Annotated in this window: 19 protein-coding genes and 1 pseudogene; 10 read left to right on the plus strand and 10 right to left on the minus strand. The window is 74.1% G+C overall.

Annotated elements, in window-relative coordinates:
- Positions 1 to 23: 23 nt before the first annotated feature.
- Positions 24 to 878: an alpha/beta hydrolase gene (locus OG990_RS00980; RefSeq protein WP_406078624.1), complete on the minus strand. Its 855-nt coding sequence runs from the start codon at positions 876 to 878 to the stop codon at positions 24 to 26.
- A 336-nt stretch (positions 879 to 1214) separates the two neighbouring features.
- Here OG990_RS00980 and OG990_RS00985 point away from each other — a divergent pair, with 336 nt between their 5' ends.
- The 4 genes from OG990_RS00985 to OG990_RS01000 are packed head-to-tail and all read left to right on the plus strand — an operon-like array spanning position 1215 to position 4735.
- On the plus strand, positions 1215 to 2114 hold the full coding sequence (locus OG990_RS00985) for an ABC transporter ATP-binding protein (RefSeq protein ID WP_328419136.1): 900 nt from the start codon (positions 1215 to 1217) through the stop codon (positions 2112 to 2114).
- A 1-nt stretch (position 2115) separates the two neighbouring features.
- Entirely contained in the window at positions 2116 to 2931 is an 816-nt protein-coding gene (locus OG990_RS00990; protein ID WP_355609522.1) for an ABC transporter permease, read from the plus strand.
- Positions 2932 to 2957: 26 nt separating this feature from the next.
- The gene (locus tag OG990_RS00995) at positions 2958 to 4094 is read left to right on the plus strand and encodes a sensor histidine kinase (RefSeq protein WP_386984333.1); all 1137 of its coding nucleotides are present in this window, start codon (positions 2958 to 2960) and stop codon (positions 4092 to 4094) included.
- A gap of 23 nt (positions 4095 to 4117) precedes the next feature.
- Entirely contained in the window at positions 4118 to 4735 is a 618-nt protein-coding gene (locus tag OG990_RS01000) for a response regulator (RefSeq protein ID WP_386984694.1), read from the plus strand.
- Between the two features lie 10 nt (positions 4736 to 4745).
- On the opposite strand, the gene OG990_RS01005 is transcribed toward OG990_RS01000, so the two are convergent.
- Together OG990_RS01005 and OG990_RS01010 are read right to left on the minus strand one after the other, a co-directional pair.
- Positions 4746 to 5657, minus strand: coding sequence for a L,D-transpeptidase (locus OG990_RS01005; RefSeq protein ID WP_406078625.1), 912 nt, complete (start codon positions 5655 to 5657; stop codon positions 4746 to 4748).
- A gap of 70 nt (positions 5658 to 5727) precedes the next feature.
- On the minus strand, positions 5728 to 7173 hold the full coding sequence (locus OG990_RS01010; RefSeq protein WP_406078626.1) for an alpha-amylase family glycosyl hydrolase: 1446 nt from the start codon (positions 7171 to 7173) through the stop codon (positions 5728 to 5730).
- A 288-nt stretch (positions 7174 to 7461) separates the two neighbouring features.
- On the opposite strand from OG990_RS01010, the gene OG990_RS01015 reads away from it, so the two are divergent.
- From OG990_RS01015 to OG990_RS01030, 4 genes are read left to right on the plus strand one after another with little or no spacing between them, the layout of a single operon-like run.
- Complete coding sequence (locus OG990_RS01015) at positions 7462 to 9156, plus strand: hypothetical protein (protein WP_406078627.1); 1695 nt, start codon at positions 7462 to 7464, stop codon at positions 9154 to 9156.
- Positions 9153 to 10619, plus strand: coding sequence for an NADH-ubiquinone oxidoreductase-F iron-sulfur binding region domain-containing protein (locus OG990_RS01020; RefSeq protein ID WP_386984325.1), 1467 nt, complete (start codon positions 9153 to 9155; stop codon positions 10617 to 10619). The genes OG990_RS01015 and OG990_RS01020 overlap by 4 nt, the downstream gene beginning before the upstream one ends.
- Positions 10620 to 10667: 48 nt before the next feature.
- The gene (locus OG990_RS01025) at positions 10668 to 11288 is read left to right on the plus strand and encodes a redoxin family protein (protein WP_406078629.1); all 621 of its coding nucleotides are present in this window, start codon (positions 10668 to 10670) and stop codon (positions 11286 to 11288) included.
- Positions 11289 to 11320: 32 nt separating this feature from the next.
- On the plus strand, positions 11321 to 12196 hold the full coding sequence (locus OG990_RS01030) for a cytochrome c biogenesis CcdA family protein (protein WP_406081617.1): 876 nt from the start codon (positions 11321 to 11323) through the stop codon (positions 12194 to 12196).
- 9 nt (positions 12197 to 12205) lie between these two features.
- On the opposite strand, the gene serS is transcribed toward OG990_RS01030, so the two are convergent.
- The 4 genes from serS to OG990_RS01050 all read right to left on the minus strand — a co-directional run bounded on the left by serS (position 12206) and on the right by OG990_RS01050 (position 16511).
- Positions 12206 to 13489: a serine--tRNA ligase gene (gene serS, locus OG990_RS01035; RefSeq protein ID WP_386984318.1), complete on the minus strand. Its 1284-nt coding sequence runs from the start codon at positions 13487 to 13489 to the stop codon at positions 12206 to 12208.
- A gap of 114 nt (positions 13490 to 13603) precedes the next feature.
- On the minus strand, positions 13604 to 14746 hold the full coding sequence (locus OG990_RS01040; RefSeq protein ID WP_406078630.1) for a MerR family transcriptional regulator: 1143 nt from the start codon (positions 14744 to 14746) through the stop codon (positions 13604 to 13606).
- A 25-nt stretch (positions 14747 to 14771) separates the two neighbouring features.
- A complete protein-coding gene (locus tag OG990_RS01045; protein WP_406078632.1) occupies positions 14772 to 16004 on the minus strand; it encodes a saccharopine dehydrogenase family protein in 1233 nt (410 codons plus the stop codon).
- 66 nt (positions 16005 to 16070) lie between these two features.
- The gene (locus tag OG990_RS01050; protein WP_406078633.1) at positions 16071 to 16511 is read right to left on the minus strand and encodes a hypothetical protein; all 441 of its coding nucleotides are present in this window, start codon (positions 16509 to 16511) and stop codon (positions 16071 to 16073) included.
- A gap of 129 nt (positions 16512 to 16640) precedes the next feature.
- Between OG990_RS01050 and OG990_RS01055 the strand changes: the two are divergent.
- Positions 16641 to 19456: pseudogene (locus tag OG990_RS01055) on the plus strand (LuxR C-terminal-related transcriptional regulator).
- 33 nt (positions 19457 to 19489) lie between these two features.
- Here OG990_RS01055 and OG990_RS01060 read toward each other — a convergent pair.
- From OG990_RS01060 to OG990_RS01070, 3 genes are read right to left on the minus strand one after another with little or no spacing between them, the layout of a single operon-like run.
- Entirely contained in the window at positions 19490 to 20038 is a 549-nt protein-coding gene (locus tag OG990_RS01060) for a DsbA family protein (RefSeq protein ID WP_406078634.1), read from the minus strand.
- Entirely contained in the window at positions 20035 to 20532 is a 498-nt protein-coding gene (locus OG990_RS01065) for a redoxin domain-containing protein (protein WP_406078635.1), read from the minus strand. The genes OG990_RS01060 and OG990_RS01065 overlap by 4 nt, the downstream gene beginning before the upstream one ends.
- 60 nt (positions 20533 to 20592) lie before the next feature.
- The gene (locus OG990_RS01070; protein ID WP_328419108.1) at positions 20593 to 21279 is read right to left on the minus strand and encodes a BON domain-containing protein; all 687 of its coding nucleotides are present in this window, start codon (positions 21277 to 21279) and stop codon (positions 20593 to 20595) included.
- Positions 21280 to 21625: 346 nt separating this feature from the next.
- On the opposite strand from OG990_RS01070, the gene OG990_RS01075 reads away from it, so the two are divergent.
- Positions 21626 to 24328, plus strand: a complete 2703-nt coding sequence (locus OG990_RS01075; protein ID WP_406078636.1) for a cellulose binding domain-containing protein — start codon at positions 21626 to 21628, stop codon at positions 24326 to 24328.
- Positions 24329 to 24369: the final 41 nt, after the last annotated feature.

Genomic DNA, 24369 nt, shown 5'->3' on the forward strand with positions numbered 1-24369 from the left:
GGTCGGTCCGCTCATGCCACGGTTCAGCGACGCGGGGTCTCGCTGGCGATGGTCGCCTCGCGGGGCAGCGCCGCCGCACGCAGCGCCCAGTCCAACGCGTAGTCGGCGATCTCCTCCCAGCCGTCCTGCCCGACGGTGAAGTGTGAGCGTCCGGGGAATTCCTCGTACGCGGTGAGCGCCCGGGACTTCTGGTAGAGCCCGGCGTTCGAGCGGACCACCGACGGCGGCACCACGTGGTCGAGCTCTCCGGCCATCAGCAGCAGCGGCGCGCGGTCGTTGCGGCCGTTGTCCACCTTCGTCGGCGACGTCGGGTCGAGGTTGGCGAAGGCACCCTCGAAGAGCACCCGCCCGGCGCCCGGGACGGCGTAGCGCCGCCAGGCCCGATCGGAGTCGGCGCGGGTCATCGTGTTACCGAAGGCGTAGTGGAAGTCCTCCGGTGTGAACGGGACGGCCCGGTGCCGGTTTGCGGGGTTGCGCAGGATCGAGAACGTGGAGCGCAGCGTGCTCAGCGGCAACTTCAGCACCCCCTTGACCTGCGCGGGGTGTACCCCCACGGCTGCCGCGCCGAGGCCCCGGTCAACCAGAAGCTGCGTGATCAGGCCACCGAACGAGTGCCCCATGATGATCGGCGGTTGGGGCAGCCCTCGGATGATCTGGTCGTAGTGCGCGACGATCGTCGCGACGCTCTGCTGAGCGATCGGGGTGGGATCGTCGCGCAACTGCTCGACCTCCCGGTCCATTCCGGGCCAGGCGGGCGCGAGCACTCGCAGACGCCGGGCGGCATACCGTTGCGCCCACCCCTCCCAGCTGCGCGGGGTCATCCAGAGCCCGTGGATCAGCACGACCGTGTCGGCCCGGCCCTGCGGCGTGGCACCCATCGCGTCCTCCCGGTGTCGCGGCGTCCCGGCCGGCGGGTACCCGCTGCCGGGCGTGGAAATCCTCCGCTGGCAGGACGGCTGCACACCGCCGCTGCGCCTCGGACCGGTCCGGACCCGGCGTGTCGTGCTCGGAGGCGATTGCGCCGGTGAGCGTGATGACTGTGCGGCATAAATATGCCGCACAGTCATCACGCTCGTTGCGGTGTTCGCCCCCATGGACGTCACGCTCCGTGTCGCCCAGGCCGTGACCGCCGGGACGGCCCCTGACAAATGTCACGGCCGGAACGTGACGACCGCTCCGGGTACCGGCCCCCGCGCCGCCGGAGCATCAATGCCATGACCAGTACGCTTCCGGCCGTCGAGCTGAACGGCCTCACCAAGACCTTCGGCGCGGTCACCGCGGTCGACGGGCTGAGCCTGCGGGTGCAGCCCGGCGAGGTGGTGGCGTTCCTCGGCCCCAACGGCGCGGGCAAGACCACCACCATCGACATGCTGCTCGGCCTGGCCCGCCCGGACACGGGCACGGTCCGCATCCTCGGCGGCACCCCGGACGACGCGGTGGCCCGGGGCCGGGTCGCCGCCGTGCTCCAGACCGGTGGCCTGCTCAAGGACCTCACCGTCGGCGAGACGGTCCGGATGACCGCCCACTTCTACCGGCACACCCGCCCGGCCGCGGAGGTGCTGGAGCGGGCCGGCATCGCCGACCTCGCCGACCGGGTGGTCGGGCGCTGCTCTGGCGGCCAGCAGCAGCGGCTGCGTTTCGCGCTGGCCCTGCTGCCCGACCCGGACCTGATGGTGCTCGACGAGCCGACCACCGGGATGGACGTGGAGGGTCGGCGGGACTTCTGGCAGGCGCTGCGCCGCGACGCGCGGGCCGGACGGACCGTCATCTTCGCCACCCACTACCTGGACGAGGCGGACGCGTACGCCGACCGGATCGTGCTGGTGCGGCAGGGGCGCGTCGTCGCCGACGGCACCACCGCGGAGATCAAGAACCTGGCCGCCGGCCGTACGGTCCGGGCCACCCTGCCCGGCGCCGACCAGGCCGCGCTCGCCGCACTGCCCGACGTGGACGCCGTGGAGGTGCGCGGCGACAGCGTGCTGGTGCGCACCGGCGACTCGGACGCGATCGCCCGACACCTGCTCACCCGGACCGCCGCCCGGGACGTGGAGATCACCTCCCGCAACCTTGAGGACGCCTTCCTCGCCCTGACCACCGAGCACACCGGAGTCTGAGATGACCACCCTGCCGGCCACCCCCGCCGCCACCCGTACCGACCGGCCCGACCAGCCGGACCGCCGGCTGCCCGCCCTGGGCGGCTTCGCCCCGGCCGTCCTGGGCATCGAGCTGCGCCGGGTGCTGCGCAACCGCCGCACCCTCGCCTTCACGCTGATCATGCCGGGCGCCTTCTTCCTCATCTTCGGCCTGCCCCAGGGCGGGCAGACGCTGGACAACGGCCGGCCGGTGACGGCGTACGTCATGATCAGCCTGGCGGTGTACGCGGCCATGGTGGCGACCACCAGCGCCGGCGGCGCGGTGGCCACCGAGCGGGCGTTGGGTTGGAGCCGGCAGTTGCGGCTCACCCCGCTGCGACCGACCGCGTACGTGGCCACCAAGCTGATCACCGCGATGGCCCTCGGCCTGCTGGCGGTCGTCGTCGAGTTCCTGGTCGGCGCCGCCGCCGGCGTCCGCATCCCGGCGCACGTCTGGCTGCTCGCCGGGCTCGCCGCCTGGCTCGGCTCGCTGGTCTTCGCCGCGTTCGGCCTCTTCATCGGCTACCTGGTGCCGGCCGAGAACGTCATGCAGTTCATCGGCCCGATCCTGGCGGTGCTGGCCATGTTCGGCGGGCTCTTCGTCCCGGTCGAGGTGCTGCCGGACGTGCTCCAGCAGGTCGCCAGGTTCACCCCGGTGTACGGCATGGGCGAGCTGTCCCGCGCCCCGCTGACCGGGGACGGGGTGAGCATGGCCGGGGTGGCCAACATCGCCTTCTGGGCACTGGTCTTCGGCATCGGCGCGGCCCGGTTGTTCCGCCGGGACACCGCTCGGGTCTGACCACTCCGACCGTTAGCGTGGACGCGATGGACCTCTCGACGGGTCAGCCCCGGCCGGTGAGCCGCCACTGGCGGTTCACCGGCTGGCTGCTGGCCGCAGTGTGGCTGTTCTTCCTCAATGTGCCGCTCGCCACCGCGCTGCACCAGCCACATCTGTGGCGACGGGTGCTCGGCGTGGCCGCCCTGGTTGCCTTCGGCGTCGGCTACGTGCTGCTGTTCCAGTGGGCCCGCCAGCTACGCCAGGCGCTGCGGCCGATCCCGGTACGCCGGGCGCGGGCCGGGTTGTTGCTGCTGCTCGCGGTGGGCCTGGTCAGCATCCCGGGCACCGACGGGGACTGGCTGGCCACCCTGGTGTACGTGGCCGCCGCGGCGGTGTTCCTGCTGCCGTCACGGGAGGCGTTGGCGTCCGTGGTGGTCTGCGCAGTGACCCCGTTGGTGGCGTCCTCGCTGGTGCCGGGTTGGGAGGCGGAGAGCACCATCGTGTTCGCGGTGCTGCTCGCCTCGTTCGCCATGTTCGGGGTGTCCCGGCTGGCCCAGCGCAATGGCGAGCTCCAGGCCGCCCAGCAGGAGATCGGCCGGCTCGCGGTCGCCGAGGAGCGGGCCCGTGCCGCCCGCGACCTGCACGACATCCTGGGGCACTCGCTGACCGTGGTGGCGATCAAGGCCGAGCTGGCCGGCCGGCTGATCGAGGTGGACCGGGAGCGGGCCGCCATCGAGATCGCCGAGGTGGAGGCGCTGGCCCGGGCGGCGTTGTCCGACGTACGGCAGACCGTCGGGGCGTACCGCGAGGTGACCCTCGTCGGTGAGTTGGCCGGCGCCCGTTCGGCGCTGGCCGCGGCGGGCATCGCGGCGGAGTTGCCGGCCGAGGTGCCGGCGTTGCCGGACGAGTGGGACCGGTTGTTCGGCTGGGCGGTACGGGAAGGGGTGACCAACGTGGTCCGGCACAGCGCGGCGCGATGCTGCACGATCCGGGTGTACCCGGATCGGGTCGAGGTGAGTGACGACGGCCGGGGTCCGTCCACTCCCGACGCCGACGCTGCCGGACACGGCCTGGTCGGTCTGCGCGAGCGGGCGCGGCAGCTGGACGCCGCGGTGACGGTGGGTCGCCGTCCGGACGGTACGGGCTTCCTGCTGCGGGTGCACGCGCCAGGGGAGGCCCGGTGACCGGCCCCGCTGGCGAGCAGTCCGTGCCGATCCGGCTGCTGCTCGCCGACGATCAGGCACTGGTCCGTGGCGCGTTGGCCGCACTGCTCTCGCTGGAGCCCGACCTGACCGTGGTGGCCGAGGTCGGCCGGGGCGACGAGGTGGTGCCCGAGGCCCGCCGGACCGCGCCCGACGTGGCCCTGCTGGACGTGGAGATGCCCGGCCTGGACGGGATTGCGGCGGCCGCCGCGCTGCGGGCCGCTCTGCCGGCCTGCCGGGTGCTGGTGGTGACCACCTTCGGCCGGCCCGGGTACCTGCGCCGGGCGATGGAGGCCGGCGCGAACGGCTTCGTGGTCAAGGACACCCCTGCCCGGCAACTCGCCGACGCGGTCCGCCGGGTGCACGCCGGCCTGCGGGTGGTCGACCCGACGCTGGCCGCGGAGACACTGGCCACCGGGGCCAGCCCGCTCACCGAGCGGGAGACCGCGGTGCTGCGGACGGCCCGGGGCGGCGGCACGGTCGCGGACCTGGCCGGGGCGCTGCACCTGTCCGAGGGGACGGTGCGCAACCACCTGTCGGCGGCGATCGGCAAGACCGGCGCCCGCAACCGGGCCGAGGCGGTCCGGATCGCCGAGCAGAACGGCTGGCTGCTCGGCGAGTGACGGCTGCCGTTCAGGCGGTCGGGGGCGGGGTGGGCAGTCGGTCGACCACCACCAGGCTGCTGCCGGGGCGGACCTCGGCGAGCAGTTCCCGCTGGCCGCTGGGGGTCACCCGGATGCAGCCGTTGGTGGTGTTCTCGCCCAGGTCGTCGTCGTTGTACCAGGTGTGCAGCCCGATGTGCGCGCCGCGCAGCCCGGTCGGCACCGACTCCGGGTCGTCGGGCACCGAGCCGAGGGCGTAGATGTCCACGCCGCCGTAGACGTCCTGCGGCGGCGGGGTGCGGCCCAGGATGAAGGTCCGACCGAGCGGGGTTTCCTGCCCACGCTGGCCGAGGCTGGTCTGCCAGGTGCGCATCGCCTTGCCGGCTCGGTACCAGGTGAGCCGGTGCGTCTTGCGCTCCACCACGATCTGGTCGCGCAGCGCCACGGTGTCGAACCCGCCGGGCGGCAGCCAGGCGAGCCGCCGGTTGGCCGAGGGCAGCAGGACGGCCGTCCAGCCGGCCCGCCGTTGGGCGATCGGCACGGTCAGCTCGACACCGGCGAGCGTCGGTTCGAGGAAGGCCAGCGGGCGCCCGCCGGGCGCGTTGTACGCGGCGATCCGCCGCGTCGGGTGTGCGCCCTCGGTCAGCGGCGTGGTGTCCATGGTGGCCGGATCGGCCGGGAATCCCCGGGGAGCGGGGTCGTAGTCGATCACCGGTAGCCCGGCCGGGGCGGGCGCGGCCGGCAGCACCTGCTCCTCGGGGCTCTGCTCGACGCTGCTCGGCGTCGGGTCGGGCGCGGCGGCGGCCGGTCGGTCGGGGGTGGCCGAACGGGGGGTGAGGGCCTGGCCGGCCAGCAGCGCGGCGACGAGCAACGCGGCCACGGCGACGGCGGCGGCTACCCATGCGCCTCGGCGGCGATACGGAGTCATTCGGTCAAACGGCACCAAACCACTCTACGGTGGAGGACAGTCCGGGGCCCCCGGTTCGGCGATACCGGCCGGGGGCCCCGGCGGCTCAGACCCGCGCGCCGATGTGGATGGCCACGGCGTCGTGTGCCGGCACGTTGGCGGCGAACCAGCCGTTACCGTCCACCGTGATCACCGGACCGCTGCACGTGCCGCCCGCGTACGTGCCGTGGATGACGTCGCAGTACCGGCCGGCGGGCAGCCCGGTGTAGTACGAGCGACCGTTCACCGCGGAGTCCTCGTCGTTGACCGTGATGAAGCCCTTGCCGCTGCGGCTGAACGCGATGTGGTTGTTGCCGTTGTCGTACCAGTTGGCCACGCCGGCGCCCTCGGTGGCGTTGCGGAAGCCGACCATGTTGGCGATCACCGGCCAGCGGTGCTCGCACTCCCAGCCGGAGTAGCAGGTGGTGTTCAGCGTCTTGTTGGCGCCATCCGACGGCGGGCCGGCGTCCCGGTTGCTGAAGGTGTAGCTGGACATCACCGTCGGCGAGCCGTACGGCCAGGCCAGCATGAAGGCGTTCGCCAGGGCGTAGATCCCGCGATCCTTGTAGGTGAGCACCCCACTGGCGTCGCGCTGGGTGTCGTGGTTGTCCACGAACACCGAGGAGGGCCCGCTGGGCAGGTGCCCCCAGCCCGTGCCGAAGTTCTGCAGGTAGGCCAGCCGCTCGGAGCGGAAGACCCGGGCCAGGTCCTTGCCGTAGCGGAACTCGTGCACGTCACCGATGCCGGTGTACTCGGTCGGCTGGACCGGCTCGCCGGCGCCGTAGATGACCTCCTGCACGATGTACGCGGAGCGGGAGAGCTTGCCCTTGATGGCGGCGATGTCGGCGGCCGGCATGTGCTTGCTGGCGTCCATCCGGAAGCCGTCCACGCCCAGCGAGAGCAGGTCGTTGAGGTACGAGGCGATCTTCGTGCGGACGTAGTCCGACTCGGTCTTCAGGTCCGAGAGGTTGACCAGCTCACAGTTCTGCACCTCGTACCGGTCGTTGTAGTTGGCGATGTCGTCGCCGCCGTTGCGCCCGCAGTGGTGGAAGTCCTGCGTCTGGTAGATGCCCGGGTAGTCGTAGTGGGAGTACGACGAGCCGGCCCAGCCGGTGCCGCCGTTGTCCTGGCCGGACATGTGGTTGACCACCGCGTCGACGATCACCTTGACCCCGGCCGCGTGGCAGGTGTTCACCATCGACTGGAACTGGGCGCGGGTGCCCTTGCGGGACTCGACCCGGTAGCTGACCGGCTGGTACGCCAGCCACCACTGGTTGCCCCGCACGTGCTCCTGCGGGGGTGACACCTGGACGTAGCCGTAGCCCTTGGGGCCCAGCGTGCTCTGGCACTCGCTGGCCACCGAGGGCCAGTTCCACTCGAAGAGCTGGACGATGACCTTCTTGCCGCCGGACGGGGCGGCGACGGCCGGGGGAGCCGTCACGGTGAGGGGGACGAGCAGGCTGGCGACCAGGCCGAGGGCGAGGATCGCCGAGCCGCGTCGACGTCGGTGCATCGGGACTCCTGACGGGGGCGGGGGTGGGTGGTGGCGCGGCGGGGGAGAGCCTGCTTGCCGGGTTCTTGCAAGCCAGGCTGAAATTTTCCGAAAGGTTACAAGCGTGTTGCAGTGACTGTCAATGCATGGACATCTGTCACTGTCCATTTCGGCCGATGGTGCGCCTACCCGCGCCGCCGCTACACGCGTCCCGGCGTCGGTTGGTTCGATCCGCCCGAGAAATTTCCACCCGGGGGTGATCCGCGAGACCCGCCGTTCCGTACTGGATGGGGGAGCAGGGGTCGGCCGGTGGTACGCCGCCGCGAGACGATCGAGGAGCAGATGGCCCGGGCAAAGCAGAACCAGAAGGCGGCCACCGTCCGGACCGGCGCCAGCAGTCGGGGGGTACGCACCCGGTCGCGGTCGGCGACCGCCATGCTGATCGCGTCGCTGCTCGCCGCGCTCTGGGCGGCGATCATGCTGACCGGGGCTGGGCAGACGGCGTACGCGTACGGGTTCTTCTTCACGGAGTTCTTCGCCGGCGTCATCGCGCTGGTGGCGCTGAGCCTCACCGTGATGCTCGGCCTGCTCGCCACGGACCGGCTGGTGCTGCGCATCTCGCACCGGGTGCTGTTGCAGTCGGCGCACCGGGCCTTCGGTGTGCTGGGCGTGGCCGGGCTGGCCTTCCACGTACTCACCAAGATCGCTACCGGTCGGGCGGCACCGACCGACGCCCTGGTGCCCTTCGTGGGCGGCGGAGGGCTCTACGTCGGGCTCGGCACGGTGGCCGCCCTGCTGATGGTCAGCGTGATCTGGACCGGCATCATCCGGGCCCGCTTCGCCGGCATCGGTCCGAAGTGGCTGTGGCGCGCGCTGCACTCCACGGCGTACGTCGCCTGGCCGTTCGCAGTGCTGCACGGCCTCAACGCCGGCCGGGTCGCGAATTCCTGGGTGGTGCTCAGCTACCTCGGCTGCATCCTGCTGGTCGTGCTGGCGTTGCTGGTCCGGCTCTCGGTCACCGTCGGCCGACGCAGCCGTGAGCAGCACCAGGCCGCGGTGCGGAACACGGCGATGGCTGGCCGGGCCGGCGAGGAGGGCCGCGGCCGATCGCTGCTGGCCGGGCTGGGCCGCCGCCGCGAGAGCGGCGAGGAGAAGCGTCCCGCCTGGGCGGAGGCCACCACCGCCTCATGGACCGCGCCGGCCGGCGCGCGGCGGCGCGACCCCGAGCGGTTCACGGTTCCGGTGGTGCCCGAGCCGGGCTCGCTCACCGAGCCGGTCCGGCCCAGCCGGCGCCGGCGGGACGAGGAGCCAGCGGCCCGGCGGGACACCGCACGGGGTGCGCGCGGCCGGCGCGACGAGCGGGAGCCGTCGACCCGCCGGTCGGGCCGCCGAGGCGCGGAGGAGCCGGTCACCCGTCGGCGCGACGAGGAGGAGTTCGAGCCGGTCAGCCGTCGGCGCGACGAGGAAGAGTTCGAGCCGGTGGCCCGGCGGCGCGGCGAGCGTACCCGGGACCGGGACGAGGCCCCGGCCAGGCGGCGGCGGGGTGGCGCGCCGGTCGAGGAGCCGGCCGTTGAGCGGTCCGCCCGCCGGTCCCGGACCGACGACGACGGCAGCAGGTACTCGGCGCCGCCGCAGCGGCTGGTCGACGAGCCCGAGGAGCCGTGGGACAGCCCGCTCCGGTGGCAGGACGCCGAGCCGATCTCGGCCGGCCCGGTCTCCGCCGAGCCGATCTCCGCGGGCCCGATCTCGGCGGCGCCGCGCAGCGGCAGCGGCCGGCACAGCGTTGAGGACGACCTGCCGGAGGAGCCGGACTACTGGCGCCCGCCGGCCCGGTACGTGCCGGAGGAGGTGCCGCCGCCCGTCGATGACACCCCCACCCTGGTCGACCTGGCGTCGCGACGGGCACGGCGGGCCGCCGGCGAGGGTCGGTCCAAGCGTCGCAAGGCCAGCGCCGACGCCGTGGACGGGGCGTACTGGGCCGGGTTGCGGGGTGAGGCGAAGTGATGCGTACGACAGTGCCCCCGGTGGCCTGCGTGGGTGAGCCACGGCTGACCGCCGGCTTCGCGGAGTTCGGCCGGCTGGACCTGGCCGCGCACGAGGAGGTGCACGGGCCGATCGGCCCGATGGAGCCGGCCCAGCTTCTCCGGCTCGCCGAGGGCATGCAGCTCAAGGGCAAGGGCGGGGCGGGTTTCCCGTTCGCCCGCAAGCTGCGCGCGGTGCTGGAGTCCTGCGAGCGGCAGGACCTCGCCGCCGTCGTGGTGGTCAACGCCAGCGAGGGGGAGCCGGCCAGCTGGAAGGACAAGGTGCTGCTGACCCGCGCCCCGCACCTGATCCTGGACGGCGCGGCGCTGGCCGCGTACGCGCTGGACGCCGAGGAGATCGTGATCGGCGTGGCCGACGACGGGGTGGGCCGGGACTCGCTGATGGAGGCGCTGGCGGAGCGGCGGATGCCGGTGCCGGCCACCATCGTCACCGTGCCGCACCGGTTCATCTCCGGTGAGGGCGGCGCGCTGGTCAACGGGATCAACGGGCTGCCGCACATCCCGCCCGGCACCAAGAAGCGCTCCAGCGACTCCGGCGTCGGCGGCCTGCCCACCCTGCTCTCCAACGCCGAGACATACGCCCAGCTCGCCGTCGCCGCCCGGCTCGGCCCGTACGAGTACGCGGCGCTCGGCACCGACGACGAGCCGGGCACCGTGCTGCTCACCGTGACCGGCGCGGCGGCCCGGCCCGCGGTCGTGGAGTGCGCGGCCGGCACCCCGCTGCGCGAGATCCTCGACCTGTGTGAGGTCCCGGACGGCCCGGGCATCCTGATGGGCGGCTATCACGGCAAGTGGATCACCCCGGAGGCGGCGGACCGGGCGGAGATCTCCCGTAAGGGCCTGGCGGCGGTCGGTGGCACCCTCGGCGCGGGCATCATCGTTCCGCTCGGCGTCGACACCTGCCCGCTCGGCGAGGCCGCCCAGGTGGTGCGCTACCTGGCCGGCGAGTCCGCCGGACAGTGCGGACCGTGCAAGATGGGCCTGCCGGACCTGGCCCGCGCGGTGGACCTGGCGGTCGCCGGGAGCCAACCCGCGGACGTGGTGCGGGCCGCCGCCGGCGAGGTGAAGGGCCGGGGAGCGTGCAGCCACCCGGACGGCACCGCCCGGTTCGCCCTCTCCGCGATCGAGGTCTTCGCCGACGATCTGCGGCTGCACAGCACCGGCGACGGCTGCGGCCGGCGGGTCAAGGGTGTGATGGGACTGCCGGGCGCACCCGACTCCAACCCGCAGAAGCTCACCCTGGACTGGTCCCGCTGCGACGGGCACGGGCTCTGCGCGCACGTGGTGCCGGACTTCATCCGGCTCGACGGCAACGGATATCCCGCCTTCCCGACCACCCCGGTGCCGACCTGGCTGCGGGAGGGCGCGCTGAAGGCCGTCAAGGTCTGCCCGGAGCTCGCTCTCCGGCTCGCCAAGGCCGAGTAGGGCACCTTCACGCCTCGTGCAGCGGGGTCCCTTCCGGACAACTGTCGAATGGAGATGCGGATGGGCATGGGGCGAACAACGGCTGGGCGCGTACCCCGGGCCGCCGCTGCCGGGGCGCTCGTCGTCGCCCTGCTCGGCACGGCATCCTGCACCGGCACGGTGCCGTCCGGAGCGGCAGCCTCCGGATCCGCGCCGGCCTCCAGCTCCTCGGGAGCGCCGGCAAGTGCCCCGGCCATCGCGCCGACCGCCGCTCCGGCGCGTGTGCCGGACACCCTGCGGTTCACCGGGACCACCCTCGCCGGCACCGCGTTCGACGCCGCGCAGCTGGCCGGCCGGCCCGTCGTGCTGTGGTTCTGGGCGCCGTGGTGCGCCACCTGCGCCAGTCAGGCCTGGACGGTGGCCGAGATCGCGCCCCGGTACCGGGACACCGTGCCGATCGTCGGCGTCGCCGGGCTCGGCGAGCGGCGGGCCATGCAGGAGTTCGTCACCGAGTTCGACCTCGCCGGGACGCCGCAGATCGAGGACCGTGCCGGTGCGCTCTGGCGCCGGTTCAAGGTGACCGAGCAGAGCATCTTCGTGATCATCGACCGGGACGGCAAGGTCGTCCACCAGGGCTTCCTGGACGGCGAGGCACTCACCGCCCGGGTCGCCGCGCTGGCCGGGGCGTGACCGCCCCGCTGCTGCTCGCGCTGACCGCCGGCATGCTCGGCGCGGTCAACCCGTGCGGCTTCGCGTTGCTGCCCGCGTACCTCTCGCTGCTGGTCGCCGGGGCCACCGACACCCGTGGCGCGGTCGGTCGCGCGCTGACCGCCGCGGTGGGGTTGACCCTGGGGTACGTACTGGTCTTCGGCGCCTTCGGCCTGGCCCTCGCGCCGCTGGCCGGCTGGCTGCGGCCACGGTTGCCGTGGCTGACCGTGGTGCTCGGGCTGCTGCTGGTGGTGGCCGGGTGCTGGCTGCTCGCCGGCCGGCGACTGCCTGCCCCCGGCTGGTCCGCCCGGGCGCCCCGGCTGACCCGGTCCTGGCCGTCGATGGCGCTGTTCGGCGCGGCGTACGCCCTGGCCTCGCTCGGCTGCGCCATCGCACCGTTCCTGGCTATCGTGGTGACCAGCCTCCAGTCCGGTTCGACCGGGCGCGGGCTGGCCCTGTTCGGCGCGTACGCCCTCGGGATGGGGCTGGTGGTCGCGGTCGCCGCGCTCGGGGTGGCGCTGCTGCGCGACGGGCTGGTGGCCCAGCTGCGGGTTGCCGGCGCGCTGGTGCCCCGGCTCAGCGGCCTGGTGCTGCTGGTCGCCGGCGGCTACGTCGCCTGGTACGGCTGGTACGAACTGCGACTGGCCGCCGGCCACCGCAACGCACTACAAGACCCGGTGATCCAAACGGCGTCCCGGGTCCAGCACGCCCTCGCGGACACCCTCGACACCACCGGCCCCGCCGTCCTGGCCGCCACCCTCGCGGTCCTCCTGCTGGCGGCAGCCCTGACCCGCCGCGCCCGCCTCCGCGATCGTGCAGTTGCTACCCCGGCAGAAGCCGCGGAGCGCTCCATGCCGGAGACCGAAACTGCACGATCGGCGGGGCGTTGACGGTTGGGGTCAGCGGGGGGTCAGCCGGTCGGTGCCCATCCGGTCGCGGAGGACCTCGGGGATCAGCACGGAGCCGTCGGCCTGCTGGTACTGCTCCAGAATGGCCGGGAAGAGCCGGCTGGTGGCCAGCGCCGAACCGTTGAGGGTGTGTACGAAGCGGGTCTGCTTGCCGCCCGGCTCCCGGTAGCGGATGGCCGCCCGGCGGGCCTGGTAGTCGCCGGCCCAGGAGACCGACGAGACCTCCTTGTACTTGCCGGTGCTCGGCATCCACACCTCGATGTCGAGGGTCTTCTTCATCGACGCGCTGGCGTCACCGGCGGAGAGCAGCGTGCGCTGGTAGTGCAGGCCCAGCCCCTCGACCAGGCTCTCGGCGTGGGCGAGCATCTCCTCCAACGCCGTGTCGGCCTGCTCCGGCAGCGTGAACTGGAAGATCTCCACCTTGTTGAACTGGTGCCCGCGCACCGTGCCACGCTCGTCCGAGTGCGAGCCGGCCGACTCCCGCCGGTAGCACGGGGTGTAGGCGAACGCCTTCAGCGGCAGCTTCGAGGTCTCCAGGATCTCGTCCTGGTACGCGCCGAGGATCGCCGTCTCCGACGTGGGCAGCAGGAACTGCCCGCGCGGGGCGGACTCCCTGTCCAGGTGGTAGACGTCGTCGTAGAACTTCGGGAACTGCCCGGCGGCGAAGCCGGCCGAGTCCAGCAGCAGGTGCGGCGGGAGCAGGAACTCGTACCCGGCCTTGATGTGCTGGTCGATGAAGTAGTTGAGCAGCGCCCACTCCAGCCGCGCGCCGACTCCGGTGTAGATCCAGAAGCCGGAGCCACCGAGCTTGACGCCGCGCTCGTAGTCGACCAGGCCCAGCGCGCGGGACAGCTCGACGTGGTCGCGGACCTTCTCGATGGCCGGCGGCTCACCGAAGGTCTTGACGACCCGGTTGGCCTCCTTGCCGCCGGGGAGGACGTCATCGCTGGGCAGGTTGGGCAGCTCGCTCATCGCGTCACGCAGCCGGGCCTGCACCTCGTCCAACTGGGACTCCAGCTCGGCGAGCTGCTTGCGCTCGGCCTCCGGCGCGGTGGCCTGCGGTTCGGTGCCGGCGCGCTTCGCCTGCGCGTACGCCCGGGCCTCCGCCTTGCGGCGCTGCCGCTCGGCGTCGATCTCCGTGATCAGGGCGCGCCGCTCCTGGTCGAGCCGCTGAATCTCGTCCAGGGCCCGTTCGACCTCGGCGGGATCCAGTCGCTTCGCCAGCGCGGTCGCCACCGCCTCGCGATCCTTCCGGATCAACTCCATGTCGAGCATGCTGCTCCGTACGCCTCCGTCCGGGGTTAGGTGGACCACCAGATGCTACCGTCGCGCCCCCGTCGGGCCGGGACGGGGAGCGCGAGCCCACCGCCCGCGAGCGCAGGGGGCGGTTCAGAGCCGGATCGGCATCAGCACGGAGAAGGTGTCCGCATCGTCCGGGCGGCGTACGGCCAGCGGGGCGATCGGCCCGTCCAGCTCCAGCACCAGCTGCGATGCGCCGGCCGCGTCCAACGCGTCCAGCAGGTAGCCACTGTTCACCCCGACCCGCAGCTCGCCCGCCGGGTCGGGGCCCGCCAGTAGGTCCGGGGACAGGCCGGCGGCGGACAGGTCGGCGGCGCGGATGTCTGCGGCGGGGATCAGGCGCAGGCCGCCCCGGTCATCGAGGCCGAGCACGGTGACCGCCAGCGGCTCACCGCCGTACTCGCGGGCCACCGTGGGGGCCGCCGGGTCGGTCAGCGCCGCCCGCAGCGCCGCCACGTCCACCGGGATCCGGTACGCGCCCGGCCGCTCACCGACGGCCTCGCGCAGCAGCCGGCGGTAGTCGGGGAAGTCGTGGGGCAGGGCCGTGCCCGCGAGCGTCCGTCCGGCCACCGTGACCCGCAGGTCCGCGCCGGCCACGGTCAGCCGCACCGGCCCGGCGTCGGCGGCGTCGAGCAGCGTGCGGAGCCGATCGACCAGGTCCACTCCGACGAGCACCCGCACCGGCGGCCCGTCGACGCTGGCCCCGGCCCGGGCCAGCGCGAGCCGGTGCCGGTCGGTGGCGACCAGGCGGACGCCGTCTGGCTCGACGTCGAGCAGCACGCCGGAGAGCACCGGCAACTCCGGGTCGGCGCCGACGGCGAAGCGGACCGCGTCGACGGCGGCGGCCAGCTCGGCGGGGGAGAGCAGCAGCGTGGTGGTCGCCGGCGGCACCGGGTCGACCAGCGCCCGGAGCCGGGTGATCTCCCGCCGGGCGTCGGCGAGCCCGTCCGACAGTCGGCGCAGGTGCGTGTCGAGCAGCCGGTGCACCGCCGCCGGCTCGGCGCGTACCGCCGCGGCGATCTCCGGCACCGGCATACCGACCCGGCGTAGCCCGGCCACCAGCCGGGCCGGGGCGATCTGCTCGTCGGTGTACCAGCGGTAGCCGGTGACCGGGTCGACCAGGGCCGGCGCCAGCACGCCCGCGGAGTCGTAGAAGCGCAGCGCGCTGACGGTCAGGCCGCTGGCCCGGGCCAGCTCGCCGATGCTGTGCAGGTCGCTCTCCACGCCGGGCATCCTGCCCCCTCGACCCGGTCGAGGGTCAAGCTGGCGCCCCGGCCCCCGGCTTCGGCGCCGCCTCCGGCCCCGGCGTTGTCGCCCCCTGCTTCAGCACCCGGAAGGTGAGCCCGGCGCGGATGAGCCGGTCGAGCAGCGCATCGCCCATCGCGGCGACCGGAGTGAGCTGGCCGGTGGTCGGCGGCAGCTCGTCCAGCGCCAGGCAGAGCGCCGACTCGGCGAGCATCTTCGCCGTCTCGTCGTATCCCGGGTCGCCGCCGGCCACCTCGGTGACCACCCGTTGCCCGCCCCCGGTGCCGACGAACCGGACCCGGAACCAGGACGCCGCCCGCTGCTGCGCGGTGGGCCCCTGCCCGGAGGCGAGCCGGCCGAGCAGCCAGCGCCGGGTGGGCGGCAACTTCACGAGCCCGACCAGCGCGCCGAGCCCTGCCGCGCTGGCCAGCACCGTCGGCAGCCGCTTCACCGCGGCGAAGTGCCGGTAGCGGAAGTCCGGGCCGTACTCCGGGCGGGCCGCCGCCGAGCGGCGGACCACCTGCGGGTCGATGGTGGGCAGCGGCACGGTCCAGATGCGCAGCTCCGCTGAGCGGGCCAGCCGGCCGGGCACCGCCCGAACCCGACGGTCGGTGGGGCGCGGCTCGACCGCCCGGCGGTCCCGGGCCGCCCGGCTGGCCTGCCCGGTGCGGGAGAAGGCGGTGAGCGCGGAGTGGTACGTGCCGGCGGAGAACCGGCCGCTGGCGCGCACGTAGCCGTCCACGGTGATCGGCACGTCGGCCGGCAACTGCTTGACGGTGAACCAGACGCCCAGGTCGTGCGGGATGGAGTCGAACCCGCAGGTGTGCACCAGCCGCGCGCCGGTGCGGGTCGCCTCGGCGTGATGGCGGACGTACATCAGATCGACGAACTCCGACTCACCGGTGATGTCCAGGTAGTCGGTGCCGGCGCGGGCGCAGGCGGCGACGAGCGGCTCCCCGTGGTGGATGTACGGGCCGACCGTGCTAGCCACCACCCGGGCGCTCTCCGCCACCGCGCGCAGCGCGTCGGCGTCGGTCGCGTCGGCGGTGAGCAGCGGCAACTCGGCCAGCGCCGGGTCGATCGTGGCGAGCCGGCCCCGCACGGCGGCGAGGCGATCCGGGTTGCGCCCGGCCAGCGCCCAGCGCAGCCCGGGTGGCGCGTGCCGGGCCAGGTATTCGGCGGTCAGCCCTCCGGTGAACCCGGTGGCGCCGAACAGCACCACGTCGTACGTCCGCTCGCCAGCCATTCCCAGAGTCTGCCAGCCAGCGCCCCGGACGGAAGATCATGACAGAGGTGAATCTGGGGGGCGTCCTCACCCGGCGTGTGGGGGGCGGTCCAGGGCGGACCGGTCCGCGCGCAGCACCTCGCCGGTCTCGATGTGCTGCTTGACCTGACGCAGCGTCCGGCGGACCAGCAGCCCCGGATCATCGCCGACCAGGTGCGCGGCCAGCCCCACGGTCGGGGTGGCGCCGGCCAGTGGGCGGGCGGCCAGCTCGGTGCCCCGGTCGCCCGGCGCCGGCCGCATGCGCACCTCGACCGCGCCGTCGAGGCGGCGCAGCGGCTCGGGCCACCGGCCGCCAGGTAGCACCCGCTCCGGCGGCCGGCCCACCGTCACGACCTCCCAACGGGCCCGCGAGGCGGGGTCGCCGTCCGCGCCGGTCCGGCCGCGCCATCGGGGTACGCGGAGCAGCCGCGCCGCCCCGACCAGCGCCGCGCCGCCGAGGGCGGATCCCGCCCGCACCAGCCGTCCCATCGGCCCCACCGTCCTTCCGGTCCACGTCCCTCGACCGTCGGTCGGCACCGGGTGAAGCGGGCTCGCCCGGAAGGGGTGAACCGGTGCGGGCCGGGTAACCGCTCGCCGACCGGGGGGTGGAACGCGTCGATGGGGGTGGGTGCCGGGTGCCGGAACAGCAGGATCGCGCGCGGGTGGGCACCGCGCCGGGGCGCCCAGCCGACCCGCCGCTGCTGGCGTCCCGGCTGACCCCGGCCGTGCCGCCCGAACCGGTGGTGGCCCGGCCCCGGCTGCTGCGCAGTCTCGACGAGGGCAGCGCAGGACCCGTCACCCTGGTCGCAGCCCCCGCCGGCTGGGGCAAGACCACTCTGCTCGCCTCCTGGGTACGGCTGGCCGCTGGCACGCCCGAGGCCGGACCGGGGCCGGCGTGGGTGTCGGTGGAGGCTGGCGACGACGGCGACCGGCTCTGGGCGTACCTGGCGGCGGCGCTGCGCGCGGCCACCGGGCCGGCGGACGACGGCCCGTTGGCGCCGGTACCCGACCGGGCGCCACGCCCCGACCAGTTGGAAGTACTGGCCGCCGCGCTCGCCGCCGCCGACCGACCGGTGCTGCTGGTCCTGGACGACCTGCACCGGGTCGCCGACCCGGCGGCGCTGACCGGGCTGGAGTTCCTGCTCCGGCACGCCGACCAGCGGTTGCACCTGGTGGTCGGTGCCCGGGCCGGGCTGCCACTGGCCCTGCACCGGCTGCGCCTCGCCGGCGAGCTGACCGAGATCGGCCCCGACGAGCTGGCCTTCACCGACGACGAGGTGGCCGACCTGCTCACCGCGCACGGCGCGCCGCTGCCGGCCACCGCCGTGCACCGTCTGCGCGAGCGCACCGGTGGCTGGCCGGCAGCGCTGCGCATCGCCGTGTTGGCGTTGCGTGGGCAGCCGGACCCGGAGCGCTGGGTGGGGCAGTTCGGTGGCGACCAACCGGAAATCGCCGGTTACCTGCACGAGGAGGTGCTCGCCGAGATCGAGCCGGCCGACCGGGACCTGCTGCGCCGCACCGCCCTCGCCGAGACGGTCTGCGCCGACCTGGCCGAGGCGTTGACCGGCCGCGCCGACGCCGGGCGGGTGCTGGCCGACCTGGCCGGGGCTGGCGGTCTGCTACACCGGGAGGACAGCCGCCCGCCCTGGTACCGCTGTGACCCGCTGCTGGCCGACCTCCTCCGGGCCGAGCTGGCCCGGCTACCCGCCGACGAGCTGCGCGAGCTGCACGCGCGGGCGGCCGACTGGTACGCCGGTGACGGGCGCCCGGCCGACGGGCTCTGGCATGCGCTGGCCGCCGGCCGGTGGGATCGGGCCGGCGACCTGTTCGTCGCGCACTGGCCGGAGCTGACCCGGTACGACCGCGAGCCGGTGAGCGGCCCGGCGCCCGGGTCCCCACCGCCGGAGGTCGTCCGCGTCGATCCCGAGGTGGCCCTGGCCTGCGCCGCCGAGCGGGCGTACGCCGGTGACCTGCCAGCGGCCACCGGTCACCTGCGTACCGCCGCCGCGTACGCAGGTGGCCTGCCGATGCCGCGCCGGGACCGGTTCCTGCGGCTGGCCACCGCCCTGGAGTTGACCGTGGCCCGGCTCGCCGACGATTCGGTGGAGGTCCGGGCCGCCGCCGCCCGGCTGCTGCGGACCCGTCCGCCCGGGGCGACGCCGACCGGTGTGCCGAACCCCGCGCAGGCCGTCGTGGGGGGCAGCGCTGCCGAGGACGCGGACCTGCGGGCCTTCACGGGTACCGCGCTGGGGTTGGTCGAGCTGGCCGGCGGCGCGCTGCCCCACGCCCGGTTCGTCCGGGCCCGGGCGGCGGCCCGGGAGGCCGGTCGGCCCCGTACGGAGCTGGTCGCCGCGAGCCGCTCCGCGCTGCTTCTCGCGGTGCGCGGCGAGTTGCGCGCGGCCGAGCAGGCCGCCCGGGACGTGCTGGGCACGCCGCCCCGCCAGGGCTGGTCCTGCCGGCTCGACTGTGGCTACGCCTACCTGGCGCTGGCCCTCGTGGCGCTGCATCGTGACCAGTCCGAGGAGGCCGCGGCCAACCTCGCCCTGGCTGCCCCGGCGACCGGCCCGGCCGGCTCCGCCCAGGCGGAGTTGGGGGACGACTGGTCGGCGGGGCCGCCCGGCGAGCCGGTGGCCGCCATGGTGGCCGCGCTGTGTCGGGCCCAACTGCACCGCGACGCCGGCGACCCGGCCGCTGGCCAGCGGCTGCTCGTCCGGGCCCGGGAGTCGTTGACCGACCGGCCGGCCGCCGCCGAGTTGGCGAGCCTGTTGCGCGCCGCCGAGGCCGACCTGCGTGCCGAGCGGGGCGACCTGGACGCCGCCCGCGACCTGCTGGCGGGTGCCACCGAGGACGGGGCCGCTCCAGCACTCGCGGTCACGCTGGCGCGGGTGGAGCTGCGGGCCGGGGACGCGGGCGCCGCCGGGCGGGCGTTGCCGGACTGGCAGGCGCTGCCGGCCGCGGCCTGGCCCCTGCCGGTACGCCTGGACGCCGGACTGTTGGACGCGGTGCTGGCCGAGCGGGGTGGGGACGGGCGTCGGGCCGGCCGGATCCTGGAGCAGGTGCTCGACCTGGCCGGTCCGCAGGGCTGCCGGCGGGTCTTCACCCGTGCCGAACCGCCGGTGCGGGACCTGTTGGCCGCGCACCTCGACGCGGGCACCGCACACTTCTCACTGGTCAGCGACCTGATCCGGGGCGCCGAGCAGACCACGGCCCGGCCGGCGGCCGAACCGGGGGGCACGCTCGACGAGCCGCTGACCGAGCGGGAGTTGACCATCCTGCGCTACCTGCAGAGCATTCTGTCCAACGTCGAGATCGCCAGCGAGCTGTCGCTCTCGGTCAACACGGTGAAGACCCACGTGCGCAACATCTACCGCAAGCTCGACGCGACCCGCCGGCGTGAGGCGGTCCGGCGGGCGCGTGAGCTGCGGCTGATCTGAGCGGCGGGCGGGTCGTCGGCCGCCGCGTCCGGGTCAGGGGTTGGCGGCAGCGTCCACCGCGGCCAGCAGGTCGGGCAGGTCGTATCCACCCTCGTGCCGGACCTCGTTGACGAAGAGGGTGGGAGTGCCGTTCACCCCGCTGCGGATCCCGCCGACGAAGTCCCGGCGTACCCGGTCGGCGTGCACCCGGTTCTCCACCTCCGCGTTCAGCTCGTCCGGCGGCAGCCCGAGCTGCTCGACGCCGAGCGAGAGGTGCACCGGGTCCAGCTGGTCCTGGTGCTCGTAGAGCCAGTCGTGCATCTCCCAGAACCTGCCCCGGGCCGCGGCGGCCTCGGCCGTCTCGGCGGCGCGTTCGGCGTACGGGTGCACGTTGGCGATCGGGAAGTAGCGGTACACCATCCGCACCGTGTCGGCCCGCTGCCGCAGCATCTCGTGCAGGTTGGGGTACGCGGCGCCACAGAACTGGCACTGGAAGTCGCCGTACTCGACGACGGTCACCGCCGCGTCTGCCGGCCCCCGGACGTGGTCATCTTCGGTCACCGGGTCGCGGAGTCGGGCGGTGACCTGCAGTGGCGTGGTCATCCGGCGGCCACCTTCCGATCGGCGGTGAGCCGGTCCAGGGCGTCGATGATGCCGTCCGCGCCCGGGTTGACCTCGGGCGGGGACAGGTGGCTCCAGGCCACCGTCCCGGCCGGGTCGAGCACCACCAGTGCCCGGGCCGCCTCGCCCTGCGGGGTGTACGCGCCGTACCGGCGGGCCACCTCGCCCTTGGGCTCGAAGTCGGACAGCAGCGGGAACGTGATGCCCCGGCTCTCCGCGAACGCCCTGTGTGACCAGATGCTGTCCACCGAGAGGCCGAGCACCACCGCCTGGTACTGGTCGAACACCGGTGCCGCCGCCTGGTAGAGCGACATCTGGTCGCCGCAGACCGGGCTCCAGTCGGCGGGGTAGAAGGCGAGCACGACCGGCCGTCCGAGGAACTGCTCGGGACCGGTCAGACGCCCGTCCGGTGTGCCCGGCACGGCGAAGCGGGGCGCGGGGCGCCCCGGTTGGATCAGCCCGTTCGGATCACTCATGCCCCGAGCCTGCTCCCGGGGCGGGTGAGGCCGGCTCACCCGCCCCGGGTGGTTCCGCGCTCAGCCCAGCCCCGGGGCGACCGCGATGTGGTTCTGCACCTCCCGGATGCCCGGCGCGGACCAGACCACCTGCTCCACCTCGGCCCGCTCGGGCATCGAGTGCACCAGCCCGGCGAGTATCGCCGTGTCGCCGTGCACCCGGACGCTGATCCGCTCGACCTCGGTGGCCCCGGCCCGGGCGAGCGCGTCGACGATCCGGTCGGCCACGTTTCGGCCGTCCGGCGGGGCGGCCGGGCGGACGGTGATGCCGTTACTCACCCCGCGTACGCCGTTCAGCCGGCAGACTGCCCGCTCGGCGGCCCGCCGCTGGTACTCCCACTCGACCTCGCCGTGCAGCGTCACCCAGCCGGCCGAGACGGTGACCTGGAGTTTCTCGATGGGTACGAACGCGTCCCATTCCAGCGCGTTACCGGCCGCTGCGGCCAGATCGGGGTCGGCGCGCTCGGCGCCGCCGGGCAGCCGCACGGCCAGGTCGTTGGCGACCGCCCGGACCCGGACGACCCGGTGCGCGGCCCGCTCGGCGGCCCACTTCTTCGCATAGCTGTCCACCCGCCCGGTCAGCGTGACGACGCCCTCGGCGACGGTCACGCCGATCTCGTGCGGCTGCACCCGTGGTTCCCAGGTCAGCTCGTCGAGTACGGCGGACTGGATGTCCTGGTCGGTGCGGCTGATCGTCGCGATGGCCATCTGTCCCTCCTCGGGTGCGTGGGTGGCGGACCGGGCGACGGCCGGGGCCGGAGGTCCGCCGTTGGTAGAGCCTGCCGCCGCCCGGGGTGACTCGGCCTCGCCCTGAGCGGGTGACGGCACGGCCGGGTGCCCGTGCAGGGGCATGAGCATCGATGGTGGGAGCGCTTCTAAAGTTGCCAGGGATCCGTTACGGTAAGCGCGTTCCTCGATCGCGGGAGCCGTCGCGTCGGGTGGCGGGAGCCAGGGCAGCTCCAGCCCGTTCCCAGCGTCGTGCCCGTCCCCCGGGCGACGACGTCACCACCCGGTCGACCCCGTCCCCGGGCGTCCATCCCGAGAGGAACCGCAGATGCGGAGAAGTCTCGCCGGTGCGGTCGTGTCCGCGCTGGCTGTCGCCACGGCCGTCGTGGCGATCCCGTTCACCGCCGCCGGTTCGGCCCCGGTCGCCGGTTCAGCCCTGGCCGCCGCGGAGGCGTACACCTGGCGGAACGTCCGGATCGACGGCGGCGGCTTCGTGTCCGGGATCGTCTTCAACCCCACCGAGACGAACCTGATCTACGCGCGGACGGACATCGGCGGGGCGTACCGCTGGGAGCAGGCCAACCAGTCGTGGACGCCGCTGCTCGACTGGGTGGGCGCCGACCGGTGGGGTTACAACGGGGTCGTCAGCATCGCCACCGACCCCGTACAGACCAACCGGGTGTACGCGGCGGTCGGCATGTACACCAACGGCTGGGACCCGAACAACGGTGCGATCCTGCGCTCGGCCGACAAGGGTGCCACCTGGCAGGTCACCGAGTTGCCGTTCAAGAACGGCGGCAACATGCCGGGCCGGGGGATGGGGGAGCGGCTGGCCGTCGACCCCAACCGGAACAACATCGTCTACTACGGCGCCGAGGGCGGCAACGGGCTGTGGCGCAGCACCGACCACGGCGCGACCTGGGCCCGGGTCACCGCCTTCCCGAACGCCGGCAACTACCGGGCCGACCCCAGCGACCCGAACGGCTACAACGGGCAGAACCAGGGCCTGACCTGGGTCAGCTTCGACAAGAGCACGGGCACCGCCGGCTCCGCCACGCAGACCATCTACGTGGGCGTGGCGGACAAGGAGAACCCCGTCTACCGCAGCACCGACGGGGGCGTCAGCTGGACGCGCATCCCTGGCCAGCCCACCGGCTACCTGGCGCACAAGGGCGTCGTCGACCCGGTCGGCGGCCACCTCTACATCGCCACCAGCGACACCGGCGGCCCGTACGACGGCGGCAAGGGTGACGTCTGGAAGTTCACCCGGTCCACCGGGGTCTGGACGCGGATCAGCCCGGTGCCGTCCACCAGCGCGGACGCCTACTTCGGCTACAGCGGCCTGACCATCGACCGGCAGCACCCGAACACGCTGCTGGTGGCCACCCAGGTCTCCTGGTGGCCGGACGCGATCTTCTTCCGCAGCACCGACGGCGGGGCGACCTGGAGCCGGATCTGGGAGTTCAGCAACTACCCGGAGAAGACCCGTCGCTACACGATGGACGTCAGCTCGGTGCCCTGGTTGACCTTCGGCACGAACCCGGCCCCGCCGGAGGAGGCACCCAAGCTCGGCTGGATGAACGAGTCGATGGAGATCGACCCGCACGACTCCAACCGGATGATGTACGGCACCGGCGCCACCATCTACGGCACCACGGACCTCACCAGGTGGGACACCGGCGGCCAGTTCACGATCCGGCCGATGGCCCGTGGGCTGGAGGAGACCGCCGTGCTCGACCTGGTCAGCCCGCCCAGCGGCGCACCGCTGATCAGCGCGCTCGGCGACATCGGCGGATTCCGGCACACCGACCTGGACGCGGTCCCGTCGATGCTCTTCACCCAGCCGGTCTTCACGACCACCACCAGCCTCGACTACGCCGAGACCAGACCGGCCGTGCTGGTCCGGGCCGGCAACTTCACCGACGCCGACCGACCCGCCGACAGCCACGTCGCCTTCTCCACCGACGGCGGCGCCAACTGGTTCCAGGGCACCGAGCCGGCGGGGGTCAACGCCGGCGGCACGGTCGCCGCCGCGGCCGATGGCAGCCGGTTCGTCTGGGCGCCGGGCGATGCCGGCCAGCCGGTGGTCCACTCGGTCGCGTTCGGTACCTCGTGGACGCCGTCCGCCGGGATCCCGGCCAATGCGACGGTCGAGTCCGACCGGGTCGACCCGAACCGCTTCTACGGCTTCAGCGGCGGGCGGGTCTACCTGAGCACCGACGGCGGGGCGAGCTTCGCCGCCACGGCGGCGACCGGGCTGCCCACCTCCGACGTGCGGTTCAAGGCGCTGCCGGGCCGGGCGGGCGAGCTGTGGCTGGCCGGGCCGGGCGGGCTCTGGCGGTCCACCGACGCCGGCGCCAGCCTCACCAAGCTGGCTGGCGTCAGCGCCGCCGGCAACGTCGGCTTCGGCAAGGCGGCGCCCGGGCGGACCAACCCCGCCGTCTTCCTGTACGGCACGGTGGACGGTCAGCCCGGCGTGCACCGCTCCGACGACGGCGGCGCGAGTTGGGTACGGATCAACGACGACCGGCACCAGTACGGCAACCCGACCGAGGCGCTGACCGGGGATCCGCGCGTTTACGGCCGGGTCTACCTCGGCACCAACGGGCGCGGCATCCTGGTCGCCGACCGCACCGGGGGCCCTGGGCCAACCCCGACACCGACCACTCCGCCGCCGACCACTCCGCCACCGACCACTCCTCCGCCGACCACGCCGCCGCCCACCGGTGGATGCGCGGTGACGTACCGGGTGACCGGCTCGTGGTCGGGTGGTTTCCAGGCCGAGCTGGTGGTGCGCAATCCGGGCAGCGCGCCCATCGCCGGTTGGACGCTGGGCTGGACCTTCGCGGACGGCCAGCGGGTCACCCAACTCTGGGGCGGCACGTACACCCAGACCGGCGCGGTCGTCTCCGTCCGGGACAGTGGTTGGAACGGCGGGCTCGGTGCCGGGGCCAGCACCACTGCCGGCTTCCTCGGCTCGTGGACCGGCAGCAACACTCCACCGGCCACCATCACCTGCACGAGTCGCTGACCGGGTGGTCCGGGCGCGGTCGGCGGCGCCCGGATCACCCC

This window comes from Micromonospora sp. NBC_00858 (assembly GCF_045207365.1).
In the GTDB taxonomy this organism is placed as follows: domain Bacteria; phylum Actinomycetota; class Actinomycetes; order Mycobacteriales; family Micromonosporaceae; genus Micromonospora.

Coding starts and splice junctions, on each gene's coding strand:
- OG990_RS00990 (WP_355609522.1), top strand. CDS start 2,116: ATGACCACCCTGCCGGCCACCCCCGCCGCCACCCGTACCGACCGGCCC.
- OG990_RS00985 (WP_328419136.1), top strand. CDS start 1,215: ATGACCAGTACGCTTCCGGCCGTCGAGCTGAACGGCCTCACCAAGACC.
- OG990_RS00980 (WP_406078624.1), bottom strand. CDS start 878: ATGGGTGCCACGCCGCAGGGCCGGGCCGACACGGTCGTGCTGATCCAC.
- OG990_RS01065 (WP_406078635.1), bottom strand. CDS start 20,532: ATGAGTGATCCGAACGGGCTGATCCAACCGGGGCGCCCCGCGCCCCGC.
- OG990_RS01070 (WP_328419108.1), bottom strand. CDS start 21,279: ATGGCCATCGCGACGATCAGCCGCACCGACCAGGACATCCAGTCCGCC.
- OG990_RS01060 (WP_406078634.1), bottom strand. CDS start 20,038: ATGACCACGCCACTGCAGGTCACCGCCCGACTCCGCGACCCGGTGACC.
- OG990_RS01045 (WP_406078632.1), bottom strand. CDS start 16,004: ATGGCTGGCGAGCGGACGTACGACGTGGTGCTGTTCGGCGCCACCGGG.
- OG990_RS01025 (WP_406078629.1), top strand. CDS start 10,668: ATGGAGATGCGGATGGGCATGGGGCGAACAACGGCTGGGCGCGTACCC.
- serS (WP_386984318.1), bottom strand. CDS start 13,489: ATGCTCGACATGGAGTTGATCCGGAAGGATCGCGAGGCGGTGGCGACC.
- OG990_RS01030 (WP_406081617.1), top strand. CDS start 11,321: ATGCTCGGCGCGGTCAACCCGTGCGGCTTCGCGTTGCTGCCCGCGTAC.
- OG990_RS01050 (WP_406078633.1), bottom strand. CDS start 16,511: ATGGGACGGCTGGTGCGGGCGGGATCCGCCCTCGGCGGCGCGGCGCTG.
- OG990_RS00995 (WP_386984333.1), top strand. CDS start 2,958: ATGGACCTCTCGACGGGTCAGCCCCGGCCGGTGAGCCGCCACTGGCGG.
- OG990_RS01075 (WP_406078636.1), top strand. CDS start 21,626: ATGCGGAGAAGTCTCGCCGGTGCGGTCGTGTCCGCGCTGGCTGTCGCC.
- OG990_RS01040 (WP_406078630.1), bottom strand. CDS start 14,746: ATGCCCGGCGTGGAGAGCGACCTGCACAGCATCGGCGAGCTGGCCCGG.
- OG990_RS01010 (WP_406078626.1), bottom strand. CDS start 7,173: ATGCACCGACGTCGACGCGGCTCGGCGATCCTCGCCCTCGGCCTGGTC.